Annotated in this window: 15 protein-coding genes; 9 read left to right on the top strand and 6 right to left on the bottom strand. The window is 36.0% G+C overall.

The window, feature by feature from the left end; genetic code table 11:
* Nucleotides 1–643 precede the first annotated feature (643 nt).
* From MSBRW_RS04700 to MSBRW_RS04670, 6 genes are all read left to right on the top strand, one after another.
* Nucleotides 644–4,141, top strand: a complete 3,498-nt coding sequence (locus MSBRW_RS04700; RefSeq protein ID WP_011305153.1) for a TIGR04279 domain-containing protein — start codon at nt 644–646, stop codon at nt 4,139–4,141.
* Between the two features lie 351 nt (nt 4,142–4,492).
* On the top strand, nt 4,493–6,385 hold the full coding sequence (locus MSBRW_RS20105) for a TIGR04279 domain-containing protein (protein WP_011305154.1): 1,893 nt from the start codon (nt 4,493–4,495) through the stop codon (nt 6,383–6,385).
* A 27-nt stretch (nt 6,386–6,412) separates the two neighbouring features.
* A complete protein-coding gene (locus MSBRW_RS04685) occupies nt 6,413–6,685 on the top strand; it encodes a hypothetical protein (protein ID WP_011305155.1) in 273 nt (90 codons plus the stop codon).
* A 163-nt stretch (nt 6,686–6,848) separates the two neighbouring features.
* Nucleotides 6,849–7,970, top strand: a complete 1,122-nt coding sequence (locus tag MSBRW_RS22855) for a hypothetical protein (protein WP_196298027.1) — start codon at nt 6,849–6,851, stop codon at nt 7,968–7,970.
* A gap of 333 nt (nt 7,971–8,303) precedes the next feature.
* Nucleotides 8,304–9,194, top strand: a complete 891-nt coding sequence (locus MSBRW_RS04675; RefSeq protein ID WP_011305157.1) for a hypothetical protein — start codon at nt 8,304–8,306, stop codon at nt 9,192–9,194.
* A 249-nt stretch (nt 9,195–9,443) separates the two neighbouring features.
* A complete protein-coding gene (locus MSBRW_RS04670) occupies nt 9,444–10,625 on the top strand; it encodes a TIGR04279 domain-containing protein (protein WP_011305158.1) in 1,182 nt (393 codons plus the stop codon).
* A 1,081-nt stretch (nt 10,626–11,706) separates the two neighbouring features.
* Here MSBRW_RS04670 and MSBRW_RS04665 read toward each other — a convergent pair.
* A complete protein-coding gene (locus MSBRW_RS04665) occupies nt 11,707–12,594 on the bottom strand; it encodes a DHHA1 domain-containing protein (RefSeq protein ID WP_011305159.1) in 888 nt (295 codons plus the stop codon).
* Nucleotides 12,595–12,783: 189 nt separating this feature from the next.
* On the opposite strand from MSBRW_RS04665, the gene MSBRW_RS04660 reads away from it, so the two are divergent.
* A complete protein-coding gene (locus MSBRW_RS04660) occupies nt 12,784–13,230 on the top strand; it encodes a hypothetical protein (protein ID WP_230669963.1) in 447 nt (148 codons plus the stop codon).
* A 276-nt stretch (nt 13,231–13,506) separates the two neighbouring features.
* Here MSBRW_RS04660 and cydB read toward each other — a convergent pair whose 3' ends face one another.
* The 4 genes from cydB to MSBRW_RS04640 all read right to left on the bottom strand — a co-directional run bounded on the left by cydB (nt 13,507) and on the right by MSBRW_RS04640 (nt 19,928).
* Nucleotides 13,507–14,550, bottom strand: coding sequence for a cytochrome d ubiquinol oxidase subunit II (cydB, locus tag MSBRW_RS04655; protein WP_011305161.1), 1,044 nt, complete (start codon nt 14,548–14,550; stop codon nt 13,507–13,509).
* Nucleotides 14,551–14,552: 2 nt separating this feature from the next.
* The gene (locus tag MSBRW_RS04650) at nt 14,553–15,869 is read right to left on the bottom strand and encodes a cytochrome ubiquinol oxidase subunit I (protein WP_011305162.1); all 1,317 of its coding nucleotides are present in this window, start codon (nt 15,867–15,869) and stop codon (nt 14,553–14,555) included.
* Nucleotides 15,870–16,089: 220 nt separating this feature from the next.
* Entirely contained in the window at nt 16,090–16,554 is a 465-nt protein-coding gene (locus MSBRW_RS04645; protein ID WP_011305163.1) for a Fur family transcriptional regulator, read from the bottom strand.
* 2,441 nt (nt 16,555–18,995) lie between these two features.
* Entirely contained in the window at nt 18,996–19,928 is a 933-nt protein-coding gene (locus tag MSBRW_RS04640) for an SAM-dependent methyltransferase (protein WP_011305164.1), read from the bottom strand.
* Nucleotides 19,929–20,420: 492 nt separating this feature from the next.
* Between MSBRW_RS04640 and MSBRW_RS04635 the strand changes: the two genes are divergently transcribed.
* Complete coding sequence (locus MSBRW_RS04635; RefSeq protein ID WP_080565315.1) at nt 20,421–21,071, top strand: class I SAM-dependent methyltransferase; 651 nt, start codon at nt 20,421–20,423, stop codon at nt 21,069–21,071.
* Between the two features lie 657 nt (nt 21,072–21,728).
* Here the strand turns inward: MSBRW_RS04635 and MSBRW_RS21760 are convergent.
* Nucleotides 21,729–21,902 (bottom strand): hypothetical protein, encoded by a 174-nt coding sequence (locus tag MSBRW_RS21760; RefSeq protein WP_155398113.1) that lies wholly within the window; start codon nt 21,900–21,902, stop codon nt 21,729–21,731.
* Nucleotides 21,903–23,238: 1,336 nt separating this feature from the next.
* Here MSBRW_RS21760 and MSBRW_RS04620 point away from each other — a divergent pair.
* Nucleotides 23,239–24,309 (top strand): hypothetical protein, encoded by a 1,071-nt coding sequence (locus MSBRW_RS04620; RefSeq protein ID WP_230669961.1) that lies wholly within the window; start codon nt 23,239–23,241, stop codon nt 24,307–24,309.
* Nucleotides 24,310–24,814 lie beyond the last annotated feature (505 nt).

Here is a 24,814-nt window from a genome sequence, read left to right as displayed (position 1 = left end):
TTGTTGGACAACCTCTAAAGATTGGAGTATTCATGCCTCTTCACCTGCCGATATAATAAAACTAAAAACTCTGTTTTGGCTAAAACTTTAACATATATTGTATTTTTGAAATAAATTGTTCAGTGTCTGTGAAGTTAGTACAGAGAATTTGATTATTAGAGATATTACCCAGCAGGTCAACCAGCAATCTGCAGAAAGTCTGGCTCTTGAAGTAAAACTTCTTTTTGACCCAGGTCAAATCCACGAGGAAAATTTACTAAAGGAATTTGAACTAAGAAAGAAGAGTTTAAGTAATGAAAAGTCGAGATAGGTAGACTTAGAGCTCTTAATAATATTATTGTTGCTATTGTGTTATTCAAAGAGAAAGAAATTTGAAAAATGAGAAGGCGTTTACAGAAAATATTTCCTTAAAAAATATTTAAATGATTTTAAAATTTCCTTAAAATTTTCGAAATAAAGGAGATTTATCTTAATAAATTTGCAGAATAACAAATCATGCTAAAATCAAAGTTGCGCTGGCGCACCCCGCTGCAAGCAACGGGGTATTCGAATGAAATAAAACATAAAGTCACACATAAAATGTATGAAGAAACGTAAAAACTCAAATTCAAGCAGAAAAGAGGATAATTAAGGGGTGCACTAATTGAAGAAAAAAACAGGGATTTACAATGAAATATTTAGCAGAAAGTGGAGATTAATATTTATTACTCTAGTTCTAATTTTTTCAGTAATTTCACTATCAGCTACAGGGGCGGAAAACAGAACCAACAGTCAGGCAAGAGACAAAGTAGTACATGAGTCAAACATTGGAGTAAGTAACGAGACCGGGAAGAATAATTGTTCGTACTGCATAGAAAGTGACGAAAAAAACGATACAGGAAAAGAATATTCATACTTCATGGGAAGTAACGAAGAAGATGAAAACGAGGATGGATATTCATACATTATAGTAGATGAAAATCATAAAGATAAATGCTCGTACTGCACTGAAGATGAAGAAAATTTTGAACAAAAAGTAGGAGAAAACAAAAGCAAGGAAAATCAGAAAACAGTAGAAAACAGTACTAAATCAAAAACAGAAACAGAAAATAATACAAAAACTCAAGAAACCATAGAAAACAGTACTAAATCAAAAACAGAAACAGAAAATAATACTAAATCAAAAATAGAAACAGTAGAAAATAATACTAAATCAAAAACAGAAACAGAAAATAATACTAAATCAAAAACAGAAACAGTAGAAAATAATACTAAATCAAAAACAGAAACAGAAAATAATACTAAATCAAAAATAGAAACAGTAGAAAACAGTACTAAATCAAAAACAGAAACAGAAAATAATACTAAATCAAAAATAGAAACAGTAGAAAACAGTACTAAATCAAAAACAGAAACAGAAAATAATACTAAATCAAAAACAGAAACAGAAAATAATACTAAATCAAAAATAGAAACAGTAGAAAACAGTACTAAATCAAAAACAGAAACAGAAAATAATACAGAAAATCAGGGAATAGTAGAAGACATTGAGCAAGAGACTGACTTAGCTGACTCTATTTTACATTACAAAGTATATAAGGTAGAAAACAGCCAAGAAAAGATTAAAGAAAATGAATCAAAAAGTTCAGAAAGCAATGTATCTGACTGGTATAAAAAAATAGCAGTAAATAAAACAATTGCTCAAGAAAACGAATCAAACAGTAACGATACAGATAGCAAAGAAAATATCGAAGAAAATGATTCAAAAAGTTCAGGAATTAATGTAACTGATTGGTATAAAAAAATAGCAGTAAATAAAACAGTTGCTCAAGAAAACGAATCAAACAGTAACGATACAGATAGCAAAGAAAATATCGAAGAAAATGATTCAAAAAGCTCAGAAAGCAATGTATCTGACTGGTATAAAAAAATAGCAGTAAATAAAACAGTTGCTCAAGAAAACGAATCAAACAGTAACGATACAGATAGTCAAGAAAATATCGAAGAAAATGATTCAAAAAGTTCAGAAAGCAATGTATCTGACTGGTATAAAAAAATAGCAGTAAATAAAACAGTTGCTCAAGAAAACGAATCAAACAGTAACGATACAGATAGTCAAGAAAATATCGAAGAAAATGATTCAAAAAGTTCAGGAATTAATGTATCTGATTGGTATAAAATAATAGCAGTAAATAAAACAGTTGCTCAAGAAAACGAATCAAACAGTAACAATACAGATAGCAAAGGAAATATCGAAGAAAATAATTCAAAAAGTTCAGAAATTAATGTATCTGACTGGTATAAAATAATAGCAGTAAATAAAACAGTTGCTCAAGAAAACGAATCAAACAGTAACAATACAGATAGCAAAGGAAATATCGAAGAAAATGATTCAAAAAGTTCAGAAATTAATGTAACTGATTGGTATAAAAAAATAGCAGTAAATAAAACAGTTGCTCAAGAAAACGAATCAGACAGTAACAATACAGATAGCAAAGAAAATATTGAAGGAGATGACTCAAAAAGTTCAAAAAGTGATGGATCTAACTGTAAATGCAAAATAATAACAGTAAATAAAACAGCCATCCAAGAAAATAAATCAGACAGTTCAGAGAGCAATGTATCTAATTTGAAATATAAAACAACAACAGTGAATAGAACAGTCACCCAAAACAATACCAAAACGAAAAATGAAACAAAAACTGAAACCGTCAATGAATCGAAAAGTCTGAAAAGTACGGAAGTGGAAACTGAAAACAAAACCAAAATCTCCAATGGAAACTCAAATGGAACTTCCGATGGAAACTCAAACGGAAACTTAAGCGGAAACTCCAATGGAAACTCAAACGGAAACTTAAGCGGAAACTCCAATGGAAACTCAAACAGTACAAAAAGTGTGGAAAGTGAAGTAGTGAGTCCTGAAGTAAACTGGACGAATAATCTGAGAAGTCAGAAAGTAAATGAAATAAAAGTATATAACTGGACAGACAGTCAGGGAAATAAGTCAGTAACATCTGAGGTAAAAACAGAAAAAAATAGTTGGAACAATATTAAATATATACTGTCGTATTCCTATCCCCTTCGTTCGTTTTATACCACAAACGATAATGTGAATATAAGCTATAATGGACCTGAAACTTTAAGATATCAGAGTGTGGACATTTTCCTCATCAAGGAACGCAGCCCGAGTTCTCCGGAAAATGAGATTTCATATGGTATGAATGAAAGCACGATTAGTCTTGAAGACGTCTTAAACAATGATACAGAAGCTTATGTTAAGATACCTGCGACTCTGAACAAAGAAGGAGACCTTGATCCACTGAGACTGGACCCTCTTCAGGCAGGCCATTACTGGATCCTTATAACCCCTGCAGGAAACGAAACGGAAAAAACAGTATCTGAAAAAGAAGTCCTTTTAGCAAAATATTTTGAAGTTCTCAAGTATCAAATAGAGGCCAGATCTCCGTCTGCCATTCAAAAAGGTGAAAACTTAGAAGTCAACCTGGATCTGGAAAATGAACCTGCTGAGAAGAATTATACTTACTGGGCTGTACTGATAAAAGATGGTGCTTATACAGCATTTGAAGGCACGAACCCAAGATGGAGAATGACTACTGGAATTAGGCCTATCGTAAACGGAGTTGACCTTATCAAGCGTTTGGAAACAAATTTGAGTAGGTATGAATCCGATAATGAGAAAGACGAACTTAAGAATGAGATCCAGACCCTTATAGGGAAAGATAATGGAACGATAAGCATAGGTGAGAAAAACCAGAGTAAGCTTTCCCTGAAAAGCCTGGATCTTCCACCAGGAGACTACATCCTCCTTACAGGAGCCTATGAAGATAATAAAGGTTTGATAGGTACAACCCAGAAAAAGATGAGAATATCCCCCGAAGACTTATACGGATTGGGTTTGACACCCAGCTCAGAAAATACATTGGGTGATGAATCTTCGACGAAATTCGAAACCTCTCCACTTATGGAAATTAAGTCTATTCTCGAAAATCCAAAATCATTCATATTTGAAGATGTCAAACCATACATTCAGGCAAACTCATTAGCAGAAGTCTTAAGAAATCCTCCAAAACTTCCCTCGTTCCTGTTGGGCTTTGCAGTAACTCTACTGATAGGATTTGCAGTACTGAGGAAAAAGAAATGAAAACCATAAACTAGACCCAGAGAAACAAGTTGGGAAATCCCCATCAAGTCATAACGAAAATCAAAAATCTTGAAAAAAAATGAGAGAATGGGTGTAGAAGTCTACAACCCTTTTTCTTTACAGCTAGATACAAAAACCTGTATACTGGATAGGTTTTACTGCAGCAATGCGAGATACTAAAAAGAAAAAAATATATAAACCAGTTTTATTATTTGTCTTTATGTCTGTCTAGAATTTTTATAATTAGTCCAGGTGTAAACAGTAAATATACAACAGTAAATATACAATACAACTGTTTAATGGACAATAGCCTTTCTAGTCAAAAAACATGAAGAGGGGAGGTTGGAGAAATTGCTTCCTAAAGAAATTAAGCCAACGAATCCAGTTTTTACATTTATCAAAAATCCAAAGAATAAAGAAAGTTTGAGACTCCTGTTTTTGCTTCCTGTGTTCCTGTTTCTAATTATTTCTCCCGGAGCAGCTGCATCAAGCAACTGGGAGCTTACTCCCCAAAACCCCGTTGTTGGGGATATGATGAAGATAAAAGGAACCGGTTTTGAGGGAGATACCGCAAAAGTGCTGGTATCCTTCGAAAAAGATGTGAAGGTACAGGATGGAAAATACGAGTACCTGCTTGAAGATGTAGTAATCCCATCTGGTTTCGACAACAGTTTTACCGTGAAGGCAGAAGGAGTCGAGGATCTGAATGTGAGAGCAAAGACGCTCCTATGGTTAACTAAAAGCTCAGAAGCAAAAGACGGCACCGCCACAGTATCCCAGGCAAACGTCCCTGCAGGAACATATGAGATCAGGATCGACGGAAAGGCAAGTGGTTCTAATGTCAAACTCAAGATAACAGCCATGCAAAAGATAGAGGTAGATTCTGATAGAAGTCTCAGCTATGAATATAATACTAAGTCTATACCGGCAGGCAATTTTGAAGTAAACGTTGAGGGCATTACAAAGCAGATAGAATTACAGTCTGAAGAAGGCCTTCTTTCAGAAATAGACTCTGTGGAACAGAACTTTTCAGAAACAAACTCTTCGAAACAGAACTTTTCAGAAACAAACTCTTCGAAACAGAACTTTTCAGAAACAAACTCTTCGAAACAGAACTTGAATGAAGAACAAAATAACGAAAGTCTGCCTTCGGAAACAAATTCATTGGAACAGAATTTAAGTGAAGGAAAAGATAATGAAAGCCCAGGAGATACACCTGAAGTAAAAGTATATAACTGGACAGACATCCAGGGAAACAAGTCGGCAATATCTGAAATAAAAACAAAGAAAAATAGCTGGAACAATCTGAAATTCATATTGTCATATCCATACTCCCTTCGTCCGTTTTATACCGTAAACGAGAGCTTAAAGTTGAGCTACAATGGACCTGAAGCTTTAGGACAGCAGAGTGTGGACATATATCTCATCAAGGAACGAAGCCAGAGTTCTCCGGAAAATGAGATTTCATATGGTATGAATGACAGCACAATTAGTCTTGAAGATGTCTTAAACAATGCTACAGAAGCTTATGTCAAGATACCTGCGACCCTGAACAAAGAAGGAGATCTTACTCCCCTAACATTGGGCCCTCTTCAGGCAGGCCGCTACTGGATCCTTATAACCACCGCAGGAAACGAAACAGAAAAAACAGTATCTGAAAAAGAAGTCCTTTTAGCAAAATATTTTGAAGTTCTCAAGTATCAAATGGAAGCCAGAGCTCCGTCTACCCTTCAAGAAGGCGAAAACTTAGAAGTTAACCTGGATCTGAAGAACGCACCTGCTGTGAAAAATTATACTTACTGGGCTGTACTGATAAAGGATGGTACCTATACAGCATCTGAAGACACTAACTCAATCGGGACGACAACCAAAATAAGGCCTATTGTGAACGGAATTGACCTTATAAAGAATTTGGAAACCAATTTGAGTGGATATGAATCTGAAAATGAGAAAGACGAACTTAAGAATGAGATCCAGACCCTTATAGGGAAAAATAATGGAACGATAAGCATAGGTGAGAAAAACCAGAGTAAGCTTTCCCTGAAAAGCCTGGATCTTCCACCAGGAGACTACGTCCTCCTTACAGGAGCTTATGAAAATAATGAAGGCCTGGTTGGTATATCCCAGAAAAAGCTGAGAATATCCCTCGAAAATTCGTATGGACTGGACTTGAGATCCATATCCGGAAAATACCTTAAGTATATCGTCGATGAAGTTAATAGCCTCTCCGCTTATGGAAATTAAGTCCATTTCCGGAACCCAAAAGCATTCATGCCCAAAGAGATCAAGCCATACCATCAGGCAAACTCTAGCAGAAGTTTTAAGAAATCCTCCACAACTTTCTTCATTCCTGCTAAGCTTTGCAGGAACCTTACTGACAGGACTTGCGGCACTGAGGAAAAAGAAGCAACTCCTGATAAAAAACGAAAAAACGGAGAAAGCGAGAGAAAGAATGTAGAAAGCTACAATACTTTCTCCTTACAGCTTAATGCAAAAGCCTGTATACAGAAGGTATGTTTTACTGCAAGCAGTGTGGAAGACTAAAAAGTAAAATATATAAACCAGTTTTATCATTTATCTTTATATCTGTCTAGAATTTTTATAATTAGTCCAGGTGTAAACAGTAAATATACAACAGTAAATATAAAATACAACTATTCAATGGACAATAATAGCCTTTCTAGTCAAGAAAATATAAGAGGAGAGGTTGGAGAAATTGCTTCCTGAAGAAATTAAGCTAATAAAGCCCGTTTTTACATTTATCAAAAATCCGAAGAATAAGGAAAGTTTAAGACTCCTGTTTTTGCTTCCTGTTTTCCTGTTCCTGATTATTTCTCCCGGAGCAGCCGCCTCAAGCAACTGGGAACTTACCCCCCAAAATCCCGCTGCTGGAGATATAATTGAGATAAAAGGAACTGGCTTTGAGGGAGATACTGCGAAAGCACTGGTATCCTTCGAAAAAGATGTGACGGTACAGGGAGGAGAATACGAGTATCTGCTTGAAGATGTAATAATTCCCTCCAGCTCCTACAATAGTTTTACCGTGCAGGCAGAAGGGGTAGAGAATCTGAATGTGAGAGCAAAAATGCTACTGTGGATAACTAAAAGTGCAGAGGCAAAAGACGGCACTGCTACAGTTTCCCAGACAAACGTCCCTGCAGGAACATATGAAATCAGGATCGACGGAAAGGCAAGTGGTTCTAACGTCAAACTCAAGATAACAGCCATGCAAGAGATAGAGGTAGATTCTGATGGAAGCCTCAGCTATCTATATAGTACTAAGTCTATACCGGCAGGTGATTTTGAAGTAAACGTTGAGGGCATTACAAAGCAGATAGAATTACAGTCTGAAGAAGGCCTCCCTTCGGAAATAGACTCTGTGGAACAGAATATTTCAGAAACAAACTCTTCGGAACAGAACTTGAGTGAAGAACAAAATAACGAAAACCTGACTTCGGAAACAAATTCTTCGGAACAGAATTCAAGCGAAGAAAAAGATAACGAAAGTTCTGGAGATACAGCCCAGGAAGAACTGAAAACATCTGATGGAACCTCTCGAAGGTCGAGCTTGATATCCAGTTCGGAGAATTCTATTGGAAATAATATCACTAATATTTCTTCAGTGAAAAACAAAATTTCTTCGCTTATGAGAATCAAGTCCATTCTCGAAACTCCAAAATCATTCATAGCCGAAGATATCAAGCCATACGTTCAGGCAAACTCATTAGCAAAAGTCTTAAGAAATCCTCCAAAACTTCCTTCCTTCCTGATAGGCTTTGCAGGAACCCTACTGATAGGGCTTGCGATATTGAGGAAAAAGAAAAAATGATAAATCAAAACTAGAAGACCAGACTGGAAAATTTCCATTCAGCTTTAATAGAAACAGAGGAACTTAAAAAAGATTGAGGGAAGGGATGTAGAAAGTTATACTCCTTTCTCTTTACAACTGGATGCAAAAACCTGTATACTGAATATGTTTTTCTGAAAACAGTGTGAAATACTAAAAAGAAAAATATATAAACTAGTTTTATTATTTGTTCATATATCTGTCTAGAATTTTTATAATTAGTCCATATATAAAGAAAAGTAGACCAATAACACCGCTATTCAATGGACAATAGCCTTTCTAACGAAAAAATATCAAGAGGAGAGGTTAGAGAAATTGCTTCCTGAAGAAATTAATCCAACAAAGCCCAATTTTACATTTATTAAAAATCCTAAGAATAAGGAAAGTTTGAGACTCCTGTTTTTGCTTCCTGTGTTCCTGTTCCTGATAATTTCTCCTGGAGCAGCTGCATCAAGCAACTGGGAACTTACCCCCCAAAATCCAGTTGTTGGGGATACAATGAAGATAAAAGGAACTGGTTTTGAGGGAGATACTGTGGAAGTGCAGATATCCTTCGAAAAAGATGTGACGGTACAGGATGGAGAATACGCGTACCTGCTTGAAAATGTAGTAATCCCATCTGGTTTTGACAACAGTTTTACCGTAAAGGCTGTAGGGGCTGATGACTTGAATGTGAGAGCAAAGATGCTCCTATGGTTAACTAAAAGTGCAGAGGCAAAAGACGGCACTGCTACTGTTTTCCAGGCACACGTCCCTGCAGGAACATATGAGATCAGGATCGACGGAAAGGCAAGTGGTTCTAATGTCAAACTCAAGATAAAAGCCATGCAAGAAATAGATGTAGATTCTGATGGAAGCCTCAACTATGAATATAATACTAAGTTTATACCGGCAGGCAATTTTGAAGTAAAAGTTGGAGGCATTACAAAGCAAATAGAATTACAACCATCAGAAAGCCTCTCTTCGGAAACAAACTCCTCGGAACAGGACTCGGAGCAGGACTCGGAACAGAACTCAAGTGAGGGAGAAGTCGAGGGAATAACCGAGAGAATAAAAGAAGAAGCAGATAGTGGAAAAAACATTGCCAATGAAGAAAAGAAATTTGCCGAGGATTTTCTGGACCTGAAATCGCAGAAGATATGGATAGCAGGAATCTTAGCCGTATTAATATTATTTGTGGTTTATTTAGGGAGGAGAAAGTCATAATAATACACTGAGGGATTTTAAATAACTTTGATTTTAAAATTTTTTGAAGACGATTTCGATAAACTATAAATACATATTAATAGTAGACATGTCTTGTATACAAAATATATGAATATGAATTAATTTAATTAAAAAAGAAATTCGTGGATGAAAGCTTAATAATTAATGAAGTAGATAATAGATAAAAGTAAAAAATATATAGCAAAAGTCCAGGATAAAACAATAAATATTACTTTAGGGGTGTAACGATTGAAGAAAAAAATAGGAACAAATGGAATAGATATCAGAAAATGTAAATTAACCTTCGCGGCTCTAATCTGCATTTTCGCACTTATTTCGGTATCAGCCGCGGTTTCAGAAAAAGGACTCTGGGCTGCCTCTATTGAGAAAAACGGAGACAGCGTCATTTTTGCAGACCACGATGATAGCCAAGACGAGGGAGGATGGATTCAACTCAGCGGAGGACAAGAAATCCAGCTTCCACAACCACTTAGCTTTATTTACAATGGGACCAACTGTGTTGAAAAGGCAGGAACTATAGTTAAACTAAACAAGGATAATAACACGGAAGTGAACTATACATACCCATACGCCACACATCCATTTTATACTGACGGCCAGAGAGTAACAATGACCTATAATGGTCCTTCAGCTCTTAAGAATCAGAAAGTGAATGTTTACCTTGTCAATGGGTCTAGTGTTAGTTCCGTCAAAAAAGCCATTGTTCTTGCGGGTAACGAAAGCATAAACCTGGGAGAAATTTTCGGAGAAGGTACGGATAATTCTTACATCAGATTATGCGCGACTCTGGACAAGAAAGGAGATCTGCTTAAACCAATTACCTTCTACTCTCTTAAACCCGGGAGTTACGGCATCATTGTAACACTTGCGGACGACAAATACAGAGAGAACACCAGCATGGAAAAGAAAGTTCTTTCAGCAACTGGCTTTGAAATAGTTAACTATGAACTGAAAACAAAGGCAGACAACAATATTAAGGAAGGCGATAACCTTGATGTTACAATGAGCCTGAAAAAAGCACCTGCTGATGGAGAGTTTACATACGGTGCCCTGCTGATAAATGAAGAAGCCTACAGAGCTGAAATAAACGTCAGCACCAATGGAACAATAAATGGGACCAATGCTTCCATCAACGATCTTGATATCAGAGACCTGGGCATAAACTCAACAAACTATAAGTCCAAATTGAACAAAAGTGAACTTACAAAAGCAGCCCAGACTCTTATTGGAGAAGGCAACGGTACGATAAGCATAGGCGACAAAAATCAGGACACTCTTTCCCTGACAACCTTCGACCTTGCGCCAGGAGATTACATCCTCATTACAGGCGCCTATGAACCTGGCAAAGGCCTTGTAGGCATAGACCAGGATAAACTGAAAATAAGTACAAAAGGAACCTCACCGATATAATCGGATCAGAGAGGTTAAAACCAAAAAGCCAAAACTCTAAAAAACAGCAAAAAAACAGAAGAGAGTTAAAGGCTTGAAAAGGCGGATTTCTTTATGGAACCGCCTTTTTTGATTTTTATTCACCATTTGTATTTGGCTTTTTTCTATTAAATTGTAAAATCCTCAACCAATAGTTTCAAACTGTTCAATATTTATTTTCAGTCAATCATCTTTCTATTCCTATTTGCCAAAGAATCACTGCTGATATAGTCATCAGTGGTAAAAACACTATTGTGAAAGGTTACTGGAATACAGAAAAATTGACATTGGAAAAAGCTATTGAGCTCATCCCAAAACTTAAAATCGTTTTTCTAAATCCCATGTTCCAAATAATTAACTGAGTTTCTGACATGGGAAATAATTGTGAAACTTTACTTATTGAGAACAAAATTGTTTTGGATAAACTCATTAAGTAAATCTTTTGGAACTATTACTTTATTCTCGTAAATGCCGCAGTAAACCCGAGATAGCGTGAAGCAAAATTCCTGTAAAAGTCATACCCGTCCCTATGATGGTTAGAATTACCATCAAAACCGTTGGCCTGAAGGCAAGACTTCCGCCAAGATAGAACGTCCGTAGTAAATCGAGGCCTATGTATAACCCGATTGAACAAAGAACAAAACCTGGAAGGGTAAACCAGTATAGAGGATTAAACTTCATTTTTAGAAAATTGTTAAATCGAACAGTCAGGTTGTGTTTAAAAGGACTTCTAGTCAAACAGTTTACATTATAGAACTGGATTATATTTTTAAACGTAAACTAACCTCCAGGCCAATAGATCCCACTATTATTTATAAATCCGGACTAATTTTCTTGAATAAAAAAATTTTAAAATATAAATACTTTTCTAAAAGTTCAGGTATGAATAAATTATATGTTTGAGAAAAAAGTCACTTCAAGTACTATATATCACAGAAAAGCAAAAAATCCACAAAAAATTCAGGTGGGATTTTCAGGTCCAGTTGGAGTTATTTTGCCTGATAACCACACGATAAAGTTAGAACCCAGGAATTGCTATGTCCCCTAATCATTGTGGGACATTTCATTTGAAAAGCAGGCGTGGAAAATCCATATTTTTTCTCTGGAATCCAGCGGCATTCTTGTGCCCTCCACCGCCGTATTGTTGAGCGATTTCGGCGCAATCGGGCGAATTGGGATTCCCTGAATCGGATCTCAAGCTGAATACCACCATATCCTCTACAGCCTGCCACATGATAGCAATATCATATTCAGGCTTCCTGTAGATAAATTCTCCAAGCTCGGAGATATTTCCAGTAGTGTTTACAAGCCTGGCTTTCCAGTTATGGAAAATGTAATCCACCCCACGGTCAAAGGCTTTTTGGAGCTTGTAGTTTTGAGCTTTGAGAAGCAATTCCCCGATAGATATCATATTATTTACAGTATCCTCGTATTCCGAACCAAGGAGTACGTCCCATGCTGGATCATCAGGAGTTTTCACTATAAGATTAAAGCCTGCAGTGAAAGCCCTGGTTTCAGAGTATTCAAACTTCCACAGATCTTTATCCCCGATATAGGCAACTGCAGCAGGAGGTAAAATATTTTCTGGATGTGTGAACTCCCATGTAAGTATACATGCTGCTTTTTCAACAGACCGGATTCCCGGAATACTGTTGGAATTCCACAGGTCTGGAAATTTCTCCACAGCGGTCTTGTGATGGTCCACCCATATCAACTTAGGACCACAAACTTTTACGAATTCCTCCATATTATCGCTTGTAAAATCAAGAAGCCATACTTTTTCTGCTGCCTTTATTTCGCCCTCACTCCAAGACTCTTTGCCATAATTTATAGCAACAAATTTTATGTCAAATTCATTCCGATCATAGGAAGCACCAGCAATAGCAGCTGCACAGTATCCGTCATTATCATCATGGTGATAAATTAAAATCATGCGTTTATCATCTGTCATTTTCGATTCTCCATTAGTCTATAGGATTTCTTTCTCATATTTTCTGCTGTGAATTTAATATCAGAGTATGTTTAAAGAAAGCCCGATGTGGAAGATGCTCAATTAAGTTATGATAAGTAAAATAAAAATATTTTTAAATATCAAAATCAATATAATTATAATACAAGCCAAAAAGGGGAATAAAGTTCAGTGAAAAACGGGGAGATTAAAAACCCTGCAGGCTTAGTCTGTGATTTTGTGAAAAATCCTTTGGAGAATCGAGGTGACATAATGAAGGGAGGCGACAAGACGAAAGAATATTGCAATATCTGCGGTCGGGAATTGCTGGAAGACGTGCTGGTCGTTGATACCAGCCAGGACATGAAACCAATAAAATTCAAGGACGTTCACGGGGATAAGTCCGATCTGATATGTATTGAGTGTGCAACTGAGTCAGTTGAGAATCCACCCTTCTTATGTTCGAGATGCGGGCAGCCAGTCGAATTCGGTGAGCACTTCTATGTATTAAAAATGGGAACCGTAAAACCTAGTGGTCCCAAGGTGGACTTTAAAGAAATATCGTCTGAAGATAAATGTATCTGTATCACCTGTTACGAAGAATTCATGAACCCTGTAGAGGAAGAAGAAAGAGACTAAACGGATAAGTTTATCTCTAAACTTTTTCCTACTATGCCCTTAGTTTTCAATTTCCAGGCAAAAATCAAAGTCAAATGCCTGAGATAATTCAACGTATATGAAAAAGAGCAGAACTGACTTTTCAGTTTTGTTCATATTGGTTTTATCTTCACTAACTTTTCTTTTTTTATGTTGAACTCCTTCAAAGCCTTCATACTTTGGGATATTTAGCAAAGCTTAGCATTGTTCGTCTCTTCACAGATAAAGTAAAAAAAGTAAAAGATAAGAGAAAGCAGGTCAGTACTCGACCTGGTCTGTTTCTTTTATCTTTTCCCTGAACAACGTATATGCCCATAGCTGGTAGATGATGATTATGGGCACGAATACCAATGCTCCCCCCAGCATGACGCTCAAGGTCATGTGGCTTGATGCTGCCTCAAAGATATCTATTCCATATTCAGAAGATACAGAAGACTTAAGCATGTAAGGATAGATACTTGCAAGCCCGCTTTCAACAACGAAAAGAAACGCTAGGAGATTGCTGCAAAAGGCAGGAAATATCCTGTCCTTTTTTGCAAAAAACACAGCAAGAACAGCTGTCACTACCGCAAGACCTGGCAATAAGTACAGAGCTGGCATGGCTGAATAGTTGGTTGTAAAACCTTCTATACCCATAAAGGAATATGCCAGATAGACCAGAGCAAGTACAAGTACAATAAGAGCGCTCTTCTTTGCCAGATCACCTGCTTTTATAGCTATGGCCCCTTCAGTTTTAACATTGATCCAGAACGCACCTGAAGTAACACTCATAAGCACAAATAAGACACCGCCTATCAGTGCATAAGGGCTAAAAAGTCCAATAAGGGTACCGATATAAACGCCTCCTGAAGCAATTTCAAGCCCCTTGAAGAAGTTTGCAAATGCAACTCCCAGAACCAGAGAAATCAGCAGGCTTCCAGCAAACCATCCCCACATAAGGATTTTCTGTATATGGGGATTTTCATCCTTGTGAAGATATTCTATGGAAATTCCCCTCGCAATTAAGCCGATAAGCAGCAACATCATAGGAAGATACAGGAAAGTAAACATCTTCGAGAATACCAGAGGGAATGCAGCAAATGTTCCACCTGCAGCCAGGATGAGCCATACCTCATTGCCGCCCCAGAAAGGACCAACAGAGCTCTGGATTTGCATCCTCTGGGCCTTATCTGTGGCAATAAAAGGTACCAGAAGGCCTGCCCCAAGGGAAAAGGAGTCGACAATAAAGTAAACTCCCCATATTACACACCACAGGAAGAACCAGATAATAGCAAGCATATCATGAGTAAGGAAATCGAACATATTCACTCAACTCCTGTCGCATTGACCACGGTTTTCTTTATGAGGTATATCTCAAAGATAAGCAGGACCATATAAAATGCGCTTATAAGGCTAATACTTAACAAGACGTCGGATGTGGGAACCGATGATACACCATTAGCTGTCCTTAGCAAACCATATACCATCCATGGCTGCCTTCCTACCTCAGCTACAATCCAGCCAGCAGTAATAGTAAGATATGGAAGAGGAATAGACCACATTAGCAACTTTAGATATTTTTTAGATGTATATAGCTTGCCTGATTTTTGAAGATATAAGCCTAAAAGAGCCACTATGATGAACAGGGAACCCAGAATTGTCATTAACCTGAAGCTCCAGAATATCATTTCTACAGGCGGTAATTCATCCTGAGGTAGCTGGTTAAGTCCTGTTATCGTTCCGCTAAAACTTCCTGTATACAGGAAACTTGCAAGACCTGGAATTCCCAGCAGCTGAACACTATTGGAGCCTGTGCTTGAATCGGGTACCTGTATTAGATACATAGGCACTGAAGATCTTGTTTCCCATATCGCATCCATTGCCGCTCCTTTTGTAGGTTGAAGCGCAGTAACATATTGTGCATAACCATGACCAAGAACTGGAAGCATGACTGCAGTAGCGAGTGCTATGATAACTGCTATGTTGAAAGATTTTTTAAACACTTCATTGTTATTCCCTTTAAGGAAATGATATGCACAGATCCCCATGACCACGAATGAGGTCAACAGGTAAGCTGCAAGCAGAGTGTGTATCAGCATGTACCAAACATAGCCGTTCGTAATTAGAGCAAGGAAATCTGTCATAACCACCTTGCTCCCGTCAGCAGCCATCTCATAGCCTACGGGATGCTGCATAAAACCATTAGCAGTGAGAATCCATAATGAAGATATGTTAGTACCTAGAGCGACCATCCACATGGAAAATGCCTTTAATTTCTGACGGTTATGGCCCAAGAATATCCATGCTCCAAGGAAAGTCCCTTCAAGGAAGAAAGCAAATAACGCTTCCATAGCCAAAGGTGGTCCAAAGACATCTCCCATGAATTCTGCATAGGCACCCCAGTTAGTACCTAACTGAAAAGTCAGTGTAATACCTGATACTAGACCTATTGCAAAGTTTATCTTGAATATATTACCCCAGAAGTCAGCCATTTTTCGCCAGGTTTCATCTTTGTTCCTGTAGTACATTGTTTCCATGACTGCCACTAATAATGCTAATCCCAAAGTTAGTGGAACGAATAGGAAATGGAACGCAGCTGTTATGGCAAACTGAAGCCGGCTTAATAAAAGCAATTCAATCATTAATTATCCCCTTTTTTCACTACTGCACAAGATAGTATTTGTGCTGAAGCAAGCCGATGTCTTACATTCACGGCTTGCAGATCATCTTCATACTCAATCTCATCAGTGAGAATCTGAAGCACAATGCTATATGTCACCGGATCTTTATCTTTGACTATCTGAAGGATATATCATTGTACACCCGGATGACATACTGTTTCCCCCTGATATTCTGCTCAAGTTATGTTTCCTCAGACTCCTTAGGCTCCTTAGACTCCTTAGGCTCCTTAAACTCCTTAGGTTTCTTAGACGCCTCACACATTTTACAGATACCATAAAAGTTAGTGCTCGTTGAAACAATAGTAAATCCTTCTATTTCCTCAGCTATCTTCATCGAGTAATCCAACAATTGTTCTGAATCGAAATCCTCCATCCTTCCACACTCCCGGCAGATTAGATGGTGGTGTGGAATGAAATTAGCTTCAAATCTTGAGACCCCTTTTACATTCACCTCCTCCAGTAACCCTTTCTCCGTAAGGAATCTGAGATTTTTATATACGGTAGCCTTGCTTATACGCGTCAGTTTTTTTCTAACCCCATCATAAACTTCATCTACAGTGGGATGACCATCATGTTCGCGCAGGAAAGCAAGTATTTCGACTCTCTGATTTGTGTATTTCATGTCAGCTTTCTCTGTGGGCTTCATTGCCGTCCACCTAAATTACCTGTGAAAACAGGTTTACTCAGATATACATGATATCTGTTACTAAATGATATTTATTATTATTTAACAATTACTATCATCCATTTTATTTCTTTACGTAGAAATGACTTGTAACTGTTTCATTTACCTAATAATGTAGCCCGCAGTTCTCCCCACTAAAAGTACGGCTAAAGAACAGTAATTTTGGACAGAATTTGTCAGAGCAAAATCGTACGTCTTTTTCAATAAAATTTACAGTTTCTTGCAACCTTAATTGGAACATAAACCTAAATTTTATTGCACATTTTTTGGAAATCAACTCCCCTGAAAATTTACCTCCAAGTTCGCATGATTGCGAAGTGAGCAGATATCGAGCAGCCACTGGCAATACAGAAAAATAAGAGTTTTTCCAGCTGTCGAATCCATAAAATTGGCTATTCCTCGTAGACATCACAGAATCAAATATTATATAATTAATGAAATTCATTAACTAATAAACTTCTGAACTAACCTACATCCCTGTTCTATATATGATGAATTGCAGCAATTCCACCAAAAGTTATCATAAGTTGAGAGCCTCCGTTGAAATCTGTTGATATAAAAACAATCCTTGCATTACCTTTATCAGCGAGTTCTAAGAAAGCACATAAACTGCTTTTAGTTCAAGATTCGCCCTTATATTGTCCTCTCTTTAGGATAGATACTTACCAGACTCGGGTATCAAACAATCCAAGAACCTTTTTTGAAGCTCATAATGTAGAAATCCACCTTCACTGAACTCTTTTTAGTTGGAGAATGCTCTCCTAGAATGCCTTTAAGTTCAGCTGGCTCCGCTTTAAGAAATGCCTCACTTGCAGCATCCCTTATTCTTTTGTAGAAATAATGAATAATGTTTTAGCTGTTCAGGCAATCATTACGACCAGGATAAAATTCTGAATAATAAGATCACCGACAACTACCATATATACTTAAATTTATATTTAGTAGAATAAATTTGCAAATAGAAAATGACTTTACACACAAAAATTATGGAAAGAACAAGGTTCATGGCCATATTATGTCCATGAACCATTGCATGCGATCAATAGTTGCACCGAAGCAAGTAGATGTCTTCTATTACAGCTTCAATTTTTTGGTGCTCGTTTTTGTTGATCCATCCGTTTTTTGGTGGCATAAATTCATTCGCTTTGATCCGTTCGTTTTAATCTGTTCATTTCTTTTTATGGGGTTACAATCTATAATTATTCCCAAACTTATTTAAAATAAATTATATGAAAAATTGGTTCTGAACAAATAATATTTTCAGGTCAAATGTTTTTTTAGCAAACAACATTTAAATATTAATTATTATTTCAAATTTTTTTAGATATTCGGCTGAAGATTCCATGCTCCACAGTACTTTTTTGAAAATCAATATATTTTCTGATAGCACTTTTGAAGTAGATTAAATTAATTTGATTTTTAATGGCACTTAGTGAAAATTGAATGATGCCATTTATTGATTTCTAAGAGATGAAGAAAATATAATTTCAATTGTTTATATACAGACATTGTCTTTGAAAGTTATTTAGGAAATGAAATTATATGGCTATTACCAAAGTGACCAAAGTTAAAACTTGAGTTTATTATTCAATTATTCCTAAGTGGAATTTGAGTATTAGTATCAGTATCCTTAAGTTTAAATGGCCAGGTAACGAAGATTTCACAAAAGTCTGCCACTTTAAGGACTTTAGGAAACTTTCATATAGCTGGGAATTTCGTCTACAACATGAGACGTTTCATTACCATATCGGGTAAGGAATCTATTAATGTTAAAATAACTACTGCGGTCATTTACGCATCTTGATTTACATTTATGGGTTTACAAAGATGGCAACAAGAATAACAGACTTCGTATAGATCGCATCTTAACCGAATACAAATGGACAACGTATACTGCTTCATGTGTAGTCACGAGAATAAATAATGCAACTGTTCAATTGAGGTACAATGATGGTTTTATTGCAATAATCACATGCGTGACTATAAGTATACACATAGATTTTTTTACATTGCTATATATCACTGGACAAACTAACTACTTATAACAAACTAACTACTTATAACAAACTAACTACTTATAACAAACTAACTACTTATAACAAACTAACTACTTATAACAAACTAACTACTTATAACAAACTAACTACTTATTGACATTTGATTCATTTACATAACTTCATAATGTCAAAGGCTTTTAAAAATGAGTCTATCCGAAAAGCGTTGTGATCTACTATATTTTCACGGTTAACAGTTTCATACTTAGATTGGTATTGGATATTACAGACCAGTCGCGACTTTACTATATGCGTTGACTTTCGGATAGGCTCATAATTATCTCCAGTTTCCTATCGATTTACTTATGCCCTTTCAGTTGCCGTCTCTATTTAGCCGATACAATAAATTTATTGAACAACGGCGTGGACGAACGACTTCAGGCTATCAACTATTCTGTTTTCATTTATTCCTTGAAAATAGACTCTTTTACAATCTTCAATGGTTACATTGCATGCTTGTGTAAATCCACGCTGCGTAAGGAATGCCTCAATTGCTCCTTCCTTTATACCAAACTTAAAAGGTTCTCCCAACTGTGACACTTGATTCCGAATATTCCTCCCCGTCTCAAGCTTAGAACTTCCATCAACTGCAGACTGAGGAAAATAATCAAAGAGAATACTACTGTTCTTACCTGAGTTCTTTACAATAAAGGATAGGATTTCATCTACCACCTCTGGCTGAAGGTACATTAAGAGCCCTTCCATTAAGAAGAGAGTCTTAATGTGTCGGTCATATCCCATATTTATCAACTTTTGACCAAAGTTTTCGGTTTCTAAATCGGAAGGAACATAGACAACATGATCTGGCAAACTGCCAAAGATCATTCTTATTTTTTCCATTTTTATATTTTGTGTAGCAGGATGATCTACCTCAAAAGTTTTGATCTTCTCCAATCCTTCAATCCGATAGGCCCGTGAATCATATCCTGCACCCAATATAACCAGTTGCTCGATACCTTCATCGATTGATTTTTTCACAAAATCGTCAAAAAATCGGACTCTAGCAACGATTGAGTTATTTCTTCCCGGAAAAAATCTGTCCAGCTGCTCCTGCATTATTCTTGCTTCATCTGGATGGCGAGTTCCCCACTCCAGAATCTCCTGGTTGATGAAATAGACTGCATATGGGTCATAACAGATTCGTTCGTCTTCGGGCTTCTGCGATTCAAAGTATCTGACAAGTAAAACTGCCATGGCTGTCTTGCTGCCTGGTCCTGTTATTTCCTTAAACATTTTGTTCATATTGTTGAACTCTTTCTCTGTATTTTCAGGTATTTCCATACATAAGCTTCTCCTTTATTATCTACTCATTTAAGGTCAACATTAATCGATTTTTCAAATTAAAAATCTACCTTTTGTTTAGGATTAAATGGTTATTTGATAAACCAAACAAAATTTAGTAGGGTCAAATCCAATTTTAGAAGACAAGGATAGATAATCTACCACTTTTGATAATATCCTCTAGAAAATTCAACATTGCAAAGTTCTGAAGTAAAAGTTATGTATAATTTCAACTAACCAATTTTACTATTTTTAAATTACATTATGGAATTTATATCGCAGATAAAACTATTATATTAGCGATACTAAACAATTCTGAAGATACGTCTAACAAACTAGCTGCGCTTACATCAAACATGAAATTGCTTTTAGGTTTTATGACAAATGGTTCCATATTCTTCAATGCCCTTTTTTGATAATATCTCCGTTTGTAAAAATGGATGTTAGAACTACAGAAATTCAGAACTATTGATATTCTAAAAGTGGTTAGATATGCGGGTACTTACAACGATTTTACTAAAAATTTTAGGTTTTTTTGTTTTATTGCAAATTGCATTAAGAATTATAAAAAGATTTTATGCATGTTCACCGCCAGCATTTGTGGGACCTTTTTTAGATAGCGATTTTAGAAGAAAATTGCAGTCTCCTGATAAAGTGATAAAACGAAGTGGGATAACAGAAGGAATGCGTATTCTGGAGGTTGGATGCGGAAGCGGAGCGTTTACAACTTTTGCTGCAAAGGCTAGTGGAATTAAAGGAGAAGTATACGCTCTTGATATTCAACCAAAAATGTTACTGCAGCTAAAGAAGAAACTATCCAGACCAGAAAACAGAGATATAAAAAATATCAAACTTGTAGAAGGAGATGTGCATAAACTGCCCTTTGATGACAATTCATTCGATTTGGTATATACGGTAACAGTTCTTCAGGAACTCCCAGACAGAAATAGGGCTTTAAAGGAGATAAAAAGAGTCCTAAAGCCCGGCGGAATTCTTGCAGTAACAGAGTTTTTACCTGATCCAGATTACCCGTTAAAATCTACTACTATTAAGTTAGGAGAAAAAGCTGGCTTTGTCCTGGATAAAGTTGAAGGAAATCTCTGGAATTATACTGTAAGATTTAAGGCACAGAAATCTATGTGAAAAAATTTGTTTACTTGCCAAGACTAAATTCATTAATAAATTGATAGTGGACAACGTTAACTTTAAAAGTTGACAACGGTGATTAAGAATTCACCATTTTCGACGGTTAAAATTCCCCAATTTCCAATCCTTGAGAAAAGTTTGAGGACTGCAGATAATACTGAAAGGACTGCAGATAATGTTGAAAATGGAAGAATGGTTATTGATACGAGATAACTGATAACTTTTCATATTATTGCATTTTACAGGATTTATGGAATTTCATCCTTACTTTAGTATATCTTGCTCTTGAATCCCTAAAGCATAATCTGTCAATACGATCCCATACGATAACCCATAAAAATTTAGCATAAGAGAAAGGATAATTCACCCAAAAAACCAACTTCTTGAAAAGTGATAGATTTTTGTAGTCATCTACCCACATAGATTCACTTAAAAATCCTCTCCAGACAACAGATTTTTGCATATGTTTCCATCGCTTGAACATATGACCTATTATAAATAAGAAGGTACAAATGATTGCAAATAGTCTTTTAGCCATATTTTTCACCCTCAATGACTCAATAAACTTAATAGGTTAACAGGAAAATGCATTAAAAGCAACACATTTCTTATAGATCGTATCTTAACCGAATACAAATGAATATCTTTTCAAAATTATACTTTCTTTCTTCCCATTTTCTTTCGTACATACCGTAAAACCCCATAAGAACAACCCAACATAAGCATAATCTTAAAGGGTTTCTCACCTGCTTTGAGTAGTTCTTCGATTTTTTCATGATCGAATTTTGGTTTCTGACCTCTCTTTTTCGGAGGAAATCGATCACTCATTAAGACTTCACCTCTTTATATAATTTACTGTGTTTTTGAGTTTACGAGGGCTGACCATTTTATAGGTTTAACTATAGCTGAAAAATTCCTTAGCTTCCATAACTTGACAGAACCTCAAGAAAGTTGAAAAAAAATCACTTAACAGCCCCGCATTATCCATCTCCACAATATAAGCATATTATAACAAAAATATAAAAGCCTTTCATATGAATTATTAATTTAAACTATTAATATTTCGTGTATCACTTAAGTAAGTAGAAGTAAAAATAAGAAACAGTAAACAGCTATCAAAAGGCTTATTTTTAGACTTGATATCTCTCTCAAAACGATTTTGCTCTAAAGTCTCCAGTAATCGATCATGAATCCTAGATTCTTAATTCTAAATTCTTATATGACATAGAATCAAAGTTGCGCTGGCGCACCCTACTGCAAGCAATGAGTTGTGTTTGCGCCACCGCTCCAAATTCCGTAAAAGGAAATAATAACATAAATAAATTCGATTGAAATTAACTCTTTGTTCCTTTCAGAAATAGCAAAATTTTCTATAGATCCCAAACGTGCAGAAACATTTAGTTTATATACCTACCATCATCCGGAGACTTTCCAATGGAAAATGGGTTTTGAACCTTAGTTCCCAAATATTAAGCGCATATGTGTTGTAATAAAAATACATGAAGTCAATAGGTCATGATCTTGAAATTCTAATACAAAGATCATGTGCTTAAATTTAAGCGCATACTTAGATATCAGGAGACATTTATGCGCCTAAAAATGCGGAACTTAGGTTTGAACCTCATATATAAAGAAAAAATTGAAAAAATTGAAAAAAAGCAAAAAAGCCTCGGGCGGGAAATCGCCTTCCAGTTAAAAGCCTTTTTATCCAATTGGATGTATGAGTTTATATATTTATCCTTTATCTTGGATGTAAAGTTTAAGGATAAACATATATTTAATTGATTTATGAATATTTCTCCCTTCCTGGCTATCATAATCCAATTCCGACTGACATTCCTTATCATGTCGTAGCAATAAGCAGAGATTACTGCACACTGATTGCAAGATTGATTTGTCTACTCTTTATCAGTTACATCACTCTACTGTCTGATTGCAAGATTGATTTGTCTACTCTTTATTAGTTACGTCACTCTACTGTCTCGTCAAGCATCTTCTCGGCAGCCCATTTATAGATTATGGGTTAAAAGAAAAAAGTTAAGTACGGTGCCTTATACCTAATTAACTGAATTATATTTCTAAGTTAAAATCCGAGATGAGCGTAGTGAATAAAATACATATTATGCTTTTGCTTTTGGTTTTTTCTGTAGTATTAGCAGCTGCTGTGAATGATAATACAGATAATACAGTTCAGACCAATGAAACTCGGATAACTGCCAGTGGATGTGTACATGAAAACGGATGTGTATATGAAAACGAGCCTAAAATCTTTGATGATAAGATAGTATGGGGAGAACGGTACAGCAATAGTGGTAATAACATCTACATGTATGATTTCTACACTTCCAAGGAAACTCAGATTACCACCAGTGGAAGTGCATACGATCCTGATATTTATGGTGACAGGATAGTGTACATCGATAATCGCAATGCTCTCGCGTATTCCACAAAAGAAGATATTTACTTGCATGATATTTACATGTATGATCTCTCCACCAAAAAGGAAACTCAAATAACCACTAGTGGGAAAGCATGGATAAATCCTGATATCTACGGGGATAAGATAGTGTGGCAAGAAATACACAACCAAAAAGTTGATATCTACATGTATAACCTTTCCACTAAAAAGGAAATTCAAATAACCAACAGTGGATCAGCAATTAGTCCTGCTATTTATGGCAATAGGATAGTATACACCGATAAACGAGATGGAAACGATGATTGGCTACATGGTATATACATATATAACCTTTCTACGAATAAGAAAATGAAAATTAGCAATAATGGACCAGCAGATCATCCTTCTATCTATAAGGACAGGATAGTATGGGAAAATACCACCTTTTATTCCAATGGATATGGGAACGAAGTTGAAGATCATAACATCTACATGTATGATCTTTCTACTAAAAAGGAAACTCAGATTACCTCTAGTCTAGATGATCAAACATCGCCTGATATCTACGGTGACAAGATAGTGTGGGAAGAGGATGGTGGAAAAGATGCTGTTTATACAAATCATGGAATCTACATGTATGACATTTCCACTAATAAGAAAACGAGAATTAGCGCTAGTGGATCAGTATACCAGCCTATCTACATATATGACATTTCCACTAATAAGAAAATGAGAATTAGCGCTAGTGGATCAACATATCCTGCTATTTTTGGTAATAAAATAGTATGGGAATATGAAGTTGATAATAAATACTACGTTTACATGGTCGCTATTTAAAATGCGAAACCAAGAACCCTGTGCAAAAATAAGTAAAAAGGGAAAATATACTGTGAGCTTAGTAGCAGAGACTGCTAACGGTAGTAACATGAAAACAATGTCCAATTACATAACGGTGAAAAGATAATAAGGATTTAAATTAAAAAATAAAAAGGTCAAGCATAAAAGGAGTGGGGAACTTTTTATAAATGTCTACCTATATGTAACTGAATAAGAGATAGAGGTGGATGGGGAGACCGAACCTGCTTACGGACTTGAGAGGACAAGATGAAACAACTAGACCTGTTTCATACGTGATGTAGACTCTAGCTGATTGGATATACATAATGTAATTAGTTAGAACGCTTAAATTTCATTTTAGAGTTACTGTTGATTATATTTTAGTTGGATTTAGAAGCTTTTTATTTAGACCCCTTGAAAAAGGATTAGTTTTTTAAGGGATATTAAACTTATTTTCCAAATATAATATAGTGTCAGCTCTCCCCCAGTTAAGGTACATTCATTA

The sequence above is a fragment of the Methanosarcina barkeri str. Wiesmoor genome, assembly GCF_000969985.1.
GTDB classification, from domain to species: Archaea; Halobacteriota; Methanosarcinia; order Methanosarcinales; family Methanosarcinaceae; genus Methanosarcina; species Methanosarcina barkeri_B.
The sequence above is the reverse complement of the archived record's forward strand: the minus strand, read 5'-3'. Positions and strand labels throughout refer to the sequence as shown.

Excerpts from the sequence above, each read along its gene's own strand:
- MSBRW_RS04685 (WP_011305155.1), top strand. The coding sequence starts at position 6,413 with ATGCCCAAAGAGATCAAGCCATACCATCAGGCAAACTCTAGCAGAAGT.
- MSBRW_RS04665 (WP_011305159.1), bottom strand. The coding sequence starts at position 12,594 with ATGACAGATGATAAACGCATGATTTTAATTTATCACCATGATGATAAT.
- cydB (WP_011305161.1), bottom strand. The coding sequence starts at position 14,550 with ATGTTCGATTTCCTTACTCATGATATGCTTGCTATTATCTGGTTCTTC.
- MSBRW_RS04650 (WP_011305162.1), bottom strand. The coding sequence starts at position 15,869 with ATGATTGAATTGCTTTTATTAAGCCGGCTTCAGTTTGCCATAACAGCT.
- MSBRW_RS04645 (WP_011305163.1), bottom strand. The coding sequence starts at position 16,554 with ATGAAGCCCACAGAGAAAGCTGACATGAAATACACAAATCAGAGAGTC.
- MSBRW_RS04640 (WP_011305164.1), bottom strand. The coding sequence starts at position 19,928 with ATGGAAATACCTGAAAATACAGAGAAAGAGTTCAACAATATGAACAAA.
- MSBRW_RS04635 (WP_080565315.1), top strand. The coding sequence starts at position 20,421 with ATGCGGGTACTTACAACGATTTTACTAAAAATTTTAGGTTTTTTTGTT.
- MSBRW_RS21760 (WP_155398113.1), bottom strand. The coding sequence starts at position 21,902 with ATGAGTGATCGATTTCCTCCGAAAAAGAGAGGTCAGAAACCAAAATTC.